Genomic DNA, 10,506 nt, shown 5'->3' with positions numbered 1-10,506 from the left:
GTCCACCGCCGCCGCAAACCCGTATCTCCGCACCAAGATCCTCACCGCCAGCCCGCAGGAGCTGCGGCTGATGCTCTACGACGGCGCCATCAAGTTCTGCCGGCAGGCGAAGGACGCCATCGACCGGAAGAATTACGAGCAGAGCTACCACGGCTTGATGCGGGCCCAGAAGATCGTGCTTGAGCTATCGACCAGCCTCAACTCCGACCTCGACGCCGACCTTTACTCGAAGCTCAGCGCCCTTTACACCTACATCTACCGCCTGCTCGTCGACGCCAATATGGAACGGACGTCCACGAAAGTGGACGAGGCCATCGGGCTCATCGAGTACGAAAAGGAAACCTGGCAACTGCTGATGAAGAAGCAGGCGGTCACCGCTGCCGGCGTTGACACCGGCGCCCAACAGACGGCGATCAGCAGCTTGTCGACGAACGCGTAGCACCATCCCAACAGGGTGGTGCCAATTGCGGTGCCACGGGTCGGCTCTGCGACCCGTGACGCGCAGCACCGAATAGCACGGGTCGCCGAGCCGACCCGTGGCACCTCCAAGGCAACTTCCGATATTCTAAGTCAGCCCACCTGCTTCACGGTCTGCTTCGCGGCAGCCGGCTTCACCTTGTTGAGGAACTTTTCGATTTCCTCGACGTCGTCCTGCTCGTCCTGGATCTGGTCTTCGAGCAGGTTGCAATACGCAAAATTGCCTTCGGCGAGGTGGCGGGCCTCGGTGTAAATCTGCACCGCCCGGCGCTCGACCTCCAGGCTGTTCTCCAGCATCTGCACCAGGTCATTCGTCTGCTTGACGGGCGCGGGCTCGACGCTGGGCACGCCGCCGAGGGCGACGACCTTCGCCGCGAAGATGCGGGCGTGGCTGTAGGCTTCCTTCGCGGTCTCTTCAAACCACTCGTGCCAGACGTGCCGCTCGGGGCCGGTGAGCACGTGCGAGTACTGGTTGTATTGCAGCAACGCGCCCAGCTCGAGGCTGACGGCCTGGTTGAACTTCTCGATAAGCTTCTGCTTGTCCATGAATGGCTCCTTGATCTAACGGGACTCTTGGTACAACTGTAGGCTTGGCGAGAAGGGCCAGCAAACGCCTCGGCTTCTCTCCGCGGCGAGCAGGGCATCGCATGTACCGGTGCCACGGGTCGGCTCGGCGACCCGTGTGGACACATGCTGACACACACGGGTGGCAAAGCCGACCCGTGGCACCGTCGAGCGGCTACATGCGATTGCTTTCCGGCAGCGCATCGCCGTTACTCTCAATGACGATACTACCCGCGCCGGTGAAAGTGTGTTCCCATGATCCAATACCTTAGCCAATGGCTGTTGATTGCCGCATGTCTGTTGCTCACCAGCCCCTGTTTCGCCGGGCCGAAGGAGCCGCCGATGCGGGTGCTGTTCATCGGCAACAGCTACACCAGCGTGAACAACCTGCCCGCGATGATCCAGTCCCTCGCCGCGGCGGGGAAGCGCGAGCGACCTTTCGAGTTCGTGACGCTCGCCCCCGGCGGGTGGACGCTTCAGCGCCATGTCGAGGACGAGAAGAGCGAGGCGCCCAAGAAGATCGCCGAGGGGAAGTGGGATTTCGTGGTGATGCAGGAGCAGAGCCAGATGCCGTTCGCGTACCCGGACAAAACCATCGAGTACGGGAAGAAGCTGGCGGAACTCGCGAAGGAGGCGAAGGCGACGCCGCTGTGGTTCATGACCTGGGCAAGAGAGAACCAGGCCGACAAGCAGGCGGCGATCGCGAAGACGTACAACGAGCTGGCGAAGCTGACGGAATCGAAGGTCTTACCGGTGGGTCTCGCGTGGGAGGCGACCCGCAAGCAGCGGCCGGACCTGAAGCTTTACAACAAGGATCAGAGCCACCCATCCTCGGCGGGGACGTATCTCGCGGCCTGCGTGTTCTACGGTGTGATCTACGGCGTCTCGCCAGAGGGATTGCCCGGCAAGCTCATGACCGGCGACCCGGGCAAGATGCGGCCGCTGGTCGAATTGCCGAAAGTTGACGCCGCGTTTCTACAGAAGGTGGCGTGGGAGATGGTGAAGGCGAAGATCGATGCGAAGGACCCGGGCACGAAGTAAGCGGGATCGACCGCAAGGTTGTGCGCGGTCCGATGCCACTGGAAGTCCGCTGCCAGTGCCCAGGATCAACGATCGTCGGGGCGTCGAGGCACTGGCAGCGGACTGCCAGTGGCATCAAGCAGTGCCGTGCGCTGCGCTCAACTGTTCGCGGGCATCCGCCACCAGCTCGCTCACTTTATCCGGCAGCGCACCCCATCGCTTCCGCAGCGCCCCCTCGTGCTTCTCGATGAGCACCTCGGCCCGCGCGATGCCCAGTGACCGCTCGTCTGCCTTCAATTCCTGCAGATGCTGCAAGGCGAACCACACCGCCTGTAGCATGATGATGTCCGGGATCGACTCGCGCATCCGCGTGCCCTCGGCATCATTCGGCAGGGCTACCGCCCCACGCGCGAAATCGATCCACCGCCCCAGCAGCACCGCCCACGTCAAACGGTCCGCGTGCAGCCCGGCCGAGGCGTCTTCGCTTTCCGGCCCGTCTTGATTTTGCGCTTCCGAAGGCTTCGGCATTGGCGTAGTGTAATGCGGTAGCGACGGGGTATGATCCTTCAGCTTTCAAGGGCCAGTTGCATGCCTTCATCCATCGATCAACGTGCGTTCATTTTCGTGGCGGTCGCGGTGCTGTTGTCGCTCGCGCCGGCAGGTGTGCTTGCGGAAGATGCGCCCAAGGGGCCGCAGCGCGAGGCGCCCGAGGCGCAGCTGCCGGGCATCACCATCGATCGCAAGAACAAGACCGTCGATGTGGAAGGCAAGATCATCCTGCCGCTCCAGGCGGATTGGCTGGAGCTCTTGGCGTGCATGCCCAAGTCGCGGGAGCACGAGTCGATCATCAGCCTGGCGGCGAAGCCGAGCCACATTCATGGCGCGCTGCTGCTGATCGGTTTGACACCGGGCAAGCCGCTGCGGGCCGAGCGGGTGAACGAGGAATGGAAGTATCACGCGCCGCACGGGCCGAAGGTCGCGGTGACGGTGCGGTACGAGAAGGACGGGAAGACGGTGGAGGTCGGGGCCCACGAATGGATCCTCGATCAGAAGACGAAGAAGCCGCTGGCGGACAACATCTGGCTGTTCACCGGGTCGCGCGAGCACAAGCTGGCGGACGGGGCCTCGGTTTACGTGGCGGACATCGAAGGGAACATTCTGTCGCTGGTGAACTTCGGGGATGAGGTGCTGTCGCGGGTGACCGACAAGCGCGGCGGGCAGGAGGGCGGCGGCGGCAACGACGCGTGGGGCGCGAACTCGAAAGTGATCCCGGCGACGGGCACCAAGATCGTGCTGCGGCTAACGGCGGTGAAGGAAGAAGAGAAGAAGCAGGAGCAGAAGTGAGTCGGCGTCATCTCTGCGGCGTCTTTTGTTCATCATTTCATTTGAGTATCCGCGCTCCGTAGTGTCCGCTGTGCGGACCATCAGTTCACAACGCGAATGAAGAACGGTCCGCACAGCGGACCCTACGAACGCATCACTTTCGCTGTTAATCTCTCCATTTTTGAAAGAAGCCGGAGCCGCGCCATCTGTGATGTCGCCGGAAGCGGTTCATTCGCACCAACCGCCGTGACCCACCGAAAACTGCAGTTTGGCAATGATCGCAGGGTTGGCTCGTACAACAGGTAGGCCGGACCGACCGATAACAGTGACGTGTGTTTTGCGTATGCCAGCGTCCGGTAATTTGAAGTTGGGTTTTATTGAAAAAATGATTCAGCCCGCGTTGACTACGTCACCATAATCGTAAGATTTAACGGCAAGCAAGTTTTTTCCTCGCGGTTTTTTCTGAATGATTGAACAGTGAAATGGAGGGCCGCCCCATGAACGCTCCCGCCAGCAGCACTCGGTTCTCATCCATCCGCCCGCTCGTCCGCTACGTCGACGAAGAGCAGGCGGTGGTCGAAGTGATGGTGAACCTTCAGCAGCCGCTGCCGCTGGCGGCGCTGGCCCGGCGGCGCTTCGGGGCGGTGTCCCGCCTGCCGCGCGATGTGCAGGTGCGCGTCGATGTCGACACCGAAGACGGCTTCCACGATGAAGAGGCGATCCACCTGATGCCGCGCTCTGACAACGGTTCGGTGAAGGTGCGCATCGTCGAGCCGCGGCGCTGGTGGCCGGCGGGGATGGGCGACCAGCCTCTCTATAAATTGAGCGTGAACCTGATGGTCGACGATGAGCCGGCGGACCGTTGGACCGGCACGTTTGGCCTGACCAGCGTGCGGCACTGGCGGTTGCCCGGCGACACCGCGCTGTCGGTGAACGGGCAGGCGTGCAACATCGGCGCGGTGGTGCCGGTGGACCTGGTGCATGAGCGGCACCTGCTGCCGGTGACGGGCGACTCGCTGATGATCGTGCGCGGGCACTGGGGCTCGGACCTGCTTTATGAGGCCGCTGACCGAGCCGGAATCCTGCTTATTCAGTGTGTGCCGTTGGATGCCGAAGGCCGGCCGGAGGAGGCGATCATCGAGCAGGTGAACCGGCTGTCGCGGCACCCGTCGTTGGCGGGCTGGTTTGTGGGGCACCTGGGTCGGTTCACCGAGCGGATGGCGTTCCTGATCGAGTGCCTCGACCCGACACGGCCGGTGTTCAAGGAAATCCCGGAGGTGCGCGACCCCGCCGCCGCCTAGCGAGGTAGCTGTGTAAGTGGCCGTCAACTCTTGACTTTGTGGCCAAGCTTGACTGCACCGGTAAGCATGAAACGTCATTCGATGGAATCTTTTTTGGGTTTTGCGCTGAAAACGACGATTTTTGTATGAAATAGGGATTGACACCCTAGTCCTCGAAAATTAAGATACCTGCGTCAGGTGTTGGTTTTACCTGACGCCAACCAAGCCCCCGGAAGCCCGCGTTGTTGCAGTTCTGCAGCAGCGCGGGTTATTTTTCGGAATTATATACTTGACAGACCATAGTCTTTCATCTACACTTTAGCCCATGGATACGAACGCCGCACATCTCACCCGCCTTTCCGAAGAAGAAGCCCGCGCCATGATTGAGGCTGTCCGCTGGCCGCAAGGCCCCGGCTGCGTCCACTGCGGCAGCGTCAACGTCGTGAAGCTTGGCGGTGCTGCTGGCGTTAAGGGCTTGATCAAGTGCCGTGATTGCCGCCAGAAGTTCACCGTTCGCGTCGGCACGATTTTCGAGGACAGCCCGATTCCGCTGCGCGATTGGGTCTACGCCTTCGCTCGCATGTGTGCCAGCAAGAAGGGCATCAGCGCCCACCAACTTCACCGCGAAATCGGCGTGACGTATAAGACAGCGTGGTTCATGTGCCACCGCATTCGCCTTGCGATGCGTGACGACGGCACCTTTCAGTTGACCGGCACCGTCGAGGTCGATGAGGCTTACTGCGGAGGCAAGCCCCGCAAGTTGACCGGCCCGCACAAGCGCGGTCGCGGCACGAGCAAGCAGCCGATCCAGACCCTTGTCGAGCGCGGCGGCCGCAAGCGCACTCGCGTTATCTGCGACGTGACCGCTTCAACTCTCAAGGCCACGATCCGCGAGCACGTCCACCAATCAGCCGCGATCATGACCGACGAAAACTCCAGCTATAAGGGCATCGGTGGCGAGTACGCTGGCGGTCACGGCGTCGTCACCCACGCTGTTCATCAGTACGTCGGGCCGAACGGCGAGAGCACGAACACGGCAGAGAGCAGCTTCGCCCTGATCAAGCGTGGGTTGTACGGGACCTTTCATCATGTCAGCAAGAAGCATCTTCAGCGCTACTGCGATGAGTTCGATTTCCGGTGGGATCATCGCAAAATCAACGACATGGCACGCACTATGGAAGCGATTAAGCAGATTGAAGGCAAACGGCTGCTTTATCGTCAGCCCGGCTGAATTGCAGGCAAACCACCGGGAGAACCGATTCATTGGCTAGTGCCGTAGGGCGGAGCCCGAGGTGTTGACCCATCGGTGGCGACCTGCGAGAATGGTCGTTCAGAATACCGTTCGCCGTTGGAACGGTCGGGCGACAGGAGCTGCGCTTTGGCACGAGTATCCGAAGGTCGGGCAGAAGTAGCCGCGCGCGAACTGTTACAAATTCGCGGGTGGGATATTGCGCGCCCACCAAAGGGAAATCTGCTTTGGCGCAACGAGTACCGCGACTTTCCACAACTGACTGATTGCCTCGCCCTAGCATCAAAGAGTGGCGACAGCGAGGGGTATCCTGACTTCATCGTCATAGATCGGAGCCGGTCCCTGCCGCTAATGATCGGTGAAACCAAAGCAGATCCCAATCGAATCGACTTGGCTTGCAAAGAAGCTGGCAACTACGCGCGCGAATTTATTCGCAAAGGCATTGACGTGTTGGCTGTAGGCATTGCCGGCAGCGCGGAAGAGCACATCGAAGTCCGCGTGCAGAAACCAGAGAACGGGCACTGGCGTCCGATCGAGTATCGCAAAAGCCCAATCGAATGGCTGCCAACGCCAGACGAAACGCAAAGGCTTCTTCATAATCCCGACTTATTTGCTCTTGATCCAGAGGTGCCGCCACCCGAAGTGCTTGAGGCCAAGGCAGACGAGATCAATCGCGTTCTACGTGAATGCCATATTAGTGATGCGCGTCGCCCTGCCGTTGTAGCAGCTTTCATGCTGGCGCTTTCGCGGACCGGCGGAAAGATCACCAATCAGTCTGAATATGTTCTGACGGAAATCAACACCGCTTGCCGCAAGGCATTCCGAGAGGCTGGCAAATCAGAGGTTGAAGACAGTCTTACGCTTGATGAGGCAAACGAAACTCTTCAAAACGAAGCACACAAGATTATCCGCATTCTTCGTCTGCTTAATGTGCCAACCTTAACGGGGTCGCACGACTATCTTGGGCACTTTACGAGCACTTCTTTCGCTACACCGGCGCAAACACAATTGGCCAATTCTTCACGCCACGCCACATCACCCGGTTTATGGCCGATCTTGTGGACGTGCGGGAGAAGGACGTTATCGTTGATCCTTCATGCGGCACTGGCGGGTTTCTAATCGCGAGCCTTTACAGAATGATCGGCGGGCGACAATTGACGCCCAAGCAAATTCGCAACCTAGTAAGTGGCCACTTGTGGGGATTTGAAAGCGACCCGCTTACAGCCGGTCTGTGTGTGGCGAACATGATTTTGCGCGGAGATGGAACGAGCGGAGTTGTTAAGGGCAACTGCTTCACTGACCCGCGGTATCCTGAAAGCAAAGCTAATATTGTCTTGGGCAATCCGCCGTTCCCTCACAAAAAAAGTGACGATCAGCCAGAGAAGTTTGTGGATCGCGCGCTCGAAGCCCTCCGTGTGCGCGGGGTGGCAGCGATGGTCGTTCCGGCGTCCATGCTTGGAAAGACCGGCGTTAAAAAGAAGTGGAGACATCACGTTCTGCGTGACAACACCTTGCAAGCAGTAATCAAACTGCCCAATGAACTTTTTGAGCCGTACGCGACCGCATATACCAATATTGCAATTCTCGAAAAGGGCGTAAAGCACAAGCCTGACAATAAGATTTTTTTTGCACGGATCGAGAACGATGGTTATCGACTGAAAAAGAACGTTCGAGTGGACCAGCCAGGCGAGCAATTGACTGAAACACTGGACGCCTTGCACAATCGAACGGAGTTAGCTGGTTGGCGAAGTTGGCGGACGCTAGATACGAAAACACAAGATTGGTCACCTGGCGCGTACATCGAATCCGCCGTAGCAAGCGAATCGCACATCAGGCGCGAAGTGGACACGATGTTCCGTAGCGACGCATCGCTGCATTCATACTTTGCCGATCGCCTCGCGATGTTTTATCAGCGTTTAGATAACGGTAGTTTGGCAGGGCGTCCTTATTCGACAATCACCGGACGAAAAGCGTTCACGATCGATGGCGAGCCGGGATTGCTCGGCAACTATTTCTATGTCTATTATGGCCAGAGAGAGCTTCATAGTAAGGAAGGGTTAGAGTCTGGTGACGCTCTTGTAGTGTCATCGTCTGGCGAATACAACGGCTGCTACGGGTTCTTTGAATACACCAATCTAATTAAGCCTCCATTTGCAACCGTTCCGAGCACAGGTAGCATTGGCGATTGCTTTGTGCAGCGATTACCATGCGGGGTCACCGATGATTGCCTGTTGTTGTTTCCTAAGCCCGGCGTGCCAATTGAAATGCTTTATGTTGCAGCGGCCGTTGTTCGGACGGAAAGCTGGCGATTCAGCTACGGGCGAAAGATCACGCCGTCACGTATGGCGCGATTCAAAATGCCATTGGTTGATGGCCTGCTCGACTGGATCAAGCGGCGGATGAGTGAGGCCAATTCGCTCGGAAAAACCATTGTCGATGCGCTGGCAGATGAGAGGGGAATCAAAGAGGAGTTTAGCCGTCTGCTCGTTCAATGGGAGCAGGAACGACCTAGAGGGGCAAACGTTGAGGCTATGGCGTCGCATCCCGTCTATCAGAGTATCATCGGCATGGGATTAAGTGCCGTCCCGCTTTTGCTCGCGGAGTTAAAATGCAAACCAAGTCACTGGTTCGCAGCTCTAAACGCGATAACTGGTGCCAACCCTGTTCCACCAGAAGATGCCGGAAAAGTAAAGCGTATGGTTGCGGCATGGATCGAATGGGGCACACAACGGGGCTATATAAATGACGTGGATAGATCAGCAGTTCGGTGATGCGATCGGTAGGCATGAGGTCACTAGTGATCCAGACGGTGAATACAACTGCATTGCGTATGCCGCTGATGATAAGACGGAATGGTGGAGTCACCATCCCGGCTATAAATGGCCAGCGCCTCGTTCGCCGCTGGTTAGTTCATTGATCGCTGTTTTCTCTGGACTCGGATATGAGGACTGTAAGGACAACAGTGCGTACGAATCCGGCTATGAAAAGGTGGCTATTTACGCCCGTAACGGGATATGGACGCATGCGTCCAAGCAGATCCCGTCGGGGAAGTGGAAGAGCAAACTAGGCCCCGACGAAGACATTGAGCACGACACGGCCGATTGCCTCTGCGGCGCGTCGTACGGTGTAGTCCACTGCTACATGCGAAGGACAATCCAATGGACGAAAAACCCCGAAAAGGCGGCAATGAAAAGCCGATTTCCTTCTACCCAATGACCCTTGAGCAGGTGCTTAAGAAGGCGGTCAACGCCAAACCGCCTGCGGCACCGAAGCCCCTCCGCAAGAGCCGACCGAAGCCCAAATGAGGGCTATCAGGCGTGGTCTGTCAAGTATATAATTCCGTTATTTTTTGGGTGCGACGTGGAGTTTGTTCAATGGTGACCACGTCGTCGAAAGCCAAAATCCCAAGCGGGTTTTCTTACCCTGTGGGGACCGCACAACTCGACGCAGCGTTTGGTGATGTGCCGAACGTGGAGAACATGGAGGTGTGGTACAGCGCCAGTGTTTCACCTGACGTCTGGCCGTATCAGCCCATTAACCTTTTCACGCAGCTCAAGCGCGGCGGCCCGTGTCCGATCCTCGCTTGCCGATACTCGGTGTTGCAAATCCCCTCCGCCGCCATGGTCAAAGGCACCCGGATGACGCCGACGTGGAGCATCTCGGTCCGCCCGGTGCCGAGCCCCCTGCGATCGATCGCCAAAACGATGCTCGCGCGCGACGCGTTCCCGATCTTGCGCGATTGGATGATGACAGCCCGCACACCGACCTGGCTGGAGCAGAGCCATCGCTTGAACTTTAGTTTCGACTGGACCGAGCAGGCCTTGATGTTGTCAGAGGAACAGCGATAGAGAGAAGCGTCACTTAAGCTTCTTCATCTGTAGGTTCCGAAACGCCCCCGTCGTCGAAAAGGTCGCGATGCCCAGCGGCTTGCTCAGGTCCACCTCGATGCGCGTTTCGATTTTGCGGTCCTCAATGTTCGCGTCGATCACCTGCTTGCCGTCGATGAAGACGAGGACCTGCTTCGGCTTTACCACCATCTTCACCTTGTACCACTGCTTTTTCTTGAAGGTCTCGTAGGTGGTGTATTCGTTGTTCGCCGCGTCGCCGCCGTCGATGCTCGACAGGCCGACGGTGGACCCGCCCCAGCCGCCGAGGATGAGAGAGATCGCGGTGTCGTTCACCGGCACGGTCAGGCCCAGGAAAAAGTCGCTGCCCTCGACGCGCTGGGCCTCGAGCGAGATCTCGTAGTTCATCTTCGCCGGCGGCTCGCCCTGCCAGGTCACGCCCGACAACGGCGAGCCCGAGTTGATGATGAGCTGTCCATCTTTCACCTCGACCGCGCCCTCGCCGCCGAAGTTGGTGCTCTTCCATTTGCCCAGTGTCTTGCCATCGAACAGGCTGATGGCGTCGTCTTTCGTCGGCTCGCCGTCCTTCGTCGCCGCGCCGTCTTTTGCTGCTGCGTCCTTGGCCGTTGGCGGCAGGGGGGTGGCCCCGTCGCGCGGCTGCGGGTGGTCCTTGTCCTTGGAGACCGCGTCTTGGTGTACGTGAGCCTTGTCGGTCGTCCGCTTGTCGCCGCAGCCGGCAACGCAGAAG

General features: G+C 58.9%; 12 protein-coding genes. 9 read left to right on the top strand and 3 right to left on the bottom strand.

The window, feature by feature from the left end; all coding sequences use genetic code 11:
* Nucleotides 1-439, top strand: a 439-nt coding sequence (fliS, locus tag SGJ19_20255; GenBank protein ID MDZ4782586.1) for a flagellar export chaperone FliS, incomplete at its 5' end; no start/stop codon positions are given.
* Nucleotides 440-570: 131 nt separating this feature from the next.
* Here the strand turns inward: fliS and SGJ19_20250 are convergent.
* Entirely contained in the window at nucleotides 571-1,023 is a 453-nt protein-coding gene (locus tag SGJ19_20250) for a ferritin-like domain-containing protein (GenBank protein MDZ4782585.1), read from the bottom strand.
* A 360-nt stretch (nucleotides 1,024-1,383) separates the two neighbouring features.
* Between SGJ19_20250 and SGJ19_20245 the strand changes: the two genes are divergently transcribed.
* Complete coding sequence (locus SGJ19_20245; protein ID MDZ4782584.1) at nucleotides 1,384-2,082, top strand: hypothetical protein; 699 nt, start codon at nucleotides 1,384-1,386, stop codon at nucleotides 2,080-2,082.
* A 114-nt stretch (nucleotides 2,083-2,196) separates the two neighbouring features.
* Here the strand turns inward: SGJ19_20245 and SGJ19_20240 are convergent, their stop codons facing one another.
* The gene (locus SGJ19_20240; GenBank protein ID MDZ4782583.1) at nucleotides 2,197-2,589 is read right to left on the bottom strand and encodes a hypothetical protein; all 393 of its coding nucleotides are present in this window, start codon (nucleotides 2,587-2,589) and stop codon (nucleotides 2,197-2,199) included.
* A 60-nt stretch (nucleotides 2,590-2,649) separates the two neighbouring features.
* Between SGJ19_20240 and SGJ19_20235 the strand changes: the two genes are divergently transcribed.
* The 7 genes from SGJ19_20235 (at nucleotide 2,650) to SGJ19_20205 (ending at nucleotide 9,761) form a co-directional block, all read left to right on the top strand.
* Entirely contained in the window at nucleotides 2,650-3,405 is a 756-nt protein-coding gene (locus tag SGJ19_20235; GenBank protein MDZ4782582.1) for a YdjY domain-containing protein, read from the top strand.
* A 476-nt stretch (nucleotides 3,406-3,881) separates the two neighbouring features.
* Complete coding sequence (locus SGJ19_20230) at nucleotides 3,882-4,685, top strand: hypothetical protein (GenBank protein ID MDZ4782581.1); 804 nt, start codon at nucleotides 3,882-3,884, stop codon at nucleotides 4,683-4,685.
* A 304-nt stretch (nucleotides 4,686-4,989) separates the two neighbouring features.
* On the top strand, nucleotides 4,990-5,895 hold the full coding sequence (locus SGJ19_20225; GenBank protein MDZ4782580.1) for an IS1595 family transposase: 906 nt from the start codon (nucleotides 4,990-4,992) through the stop codon (nucleotides 5,893-5,895).
* Between the two features lie 147 nt (nucleotides 5,896-6,042).
* The gene (locus tag SGJ19_20220; protein ID MDZ4782579.1) at nucleotides 6,043-7,032 is read left to right on the top strand and encodes a hypothetical protein; all 990 of its coding nucleotides are present in this window, start codon (nucleotides 6,043-6,045) and stop codon (nucleotides 7,030-7,032) included.
* The gene (locus tag SGJ19_20215; GenBank protein ID MDZ4782578.1) at nucleotides 6,921-8,684 is read left to right on the top strand and encodes an N-6 DNA methylase; all 1,764 of its coding nucleotides are present in this window, start codon (nucleotides 6,921-6,923) and stop codon (nucleotides 8,682-8,684) included. The genes SGJ19_20220 and SGJ19_20215 overlap by 112 nt, the downstream gene beginning before the upstream one ends.
* A 387-nt stretch (nucleotides 8,685-9,071) precedes the next feature.
* Nucleotides 9,072-9,218, top strand: coding sequence for a hypothetical protein (locus tag SGJ19_20210; GenBank protein MDZ4782577.1), 147 nt, complete (start codon nucleotides 9,072-9,074; stop codon nucleotides 9,216-9,218).
* Between the two features lie 69 nt (nucleotides 9,219-9,287).
* Nucleotides 9,288-9,761 carry a hypothetical protein gene (locus SGJ19_20205; GenBank protein ID MDZ4782576.1) on the top strand — a complete coding sequence of 158 codons (474 nt, stop codon included), beginning with the start codon at nucleotides 9,288-9,290 and terminating at the stop codon, nucleotides 9,759-9,761.
* A 9-nt stretch (nucleotides 9,762-9,770) separates the two neighbouring features.
* On the opposite strand, the gene SGJ19_20200 is transcribed toward SGJ19_20205, so the two are convergent.
* The coding region (locus tag SGJ19_20200) for a DUF1080 domain-containing protein (protein ID MDZ4782575.1) at nucleotides 9,771-10,506 on the bottom strand (736 nt) is incomplete at its 5' end.

The sequence above is a fragment of the Planctomycetia bacterium genome (genome assembly GCA_034440135.1).
Taxonomy (GTDB): domain Bacteria; phylum Planctomycetota; class Planctomycetia; order Pirellulales; family JALHLM01; genus JALHLM01.
This window is presented reverse-complemented; position numbering and strand designations above follow the sequence as displayed.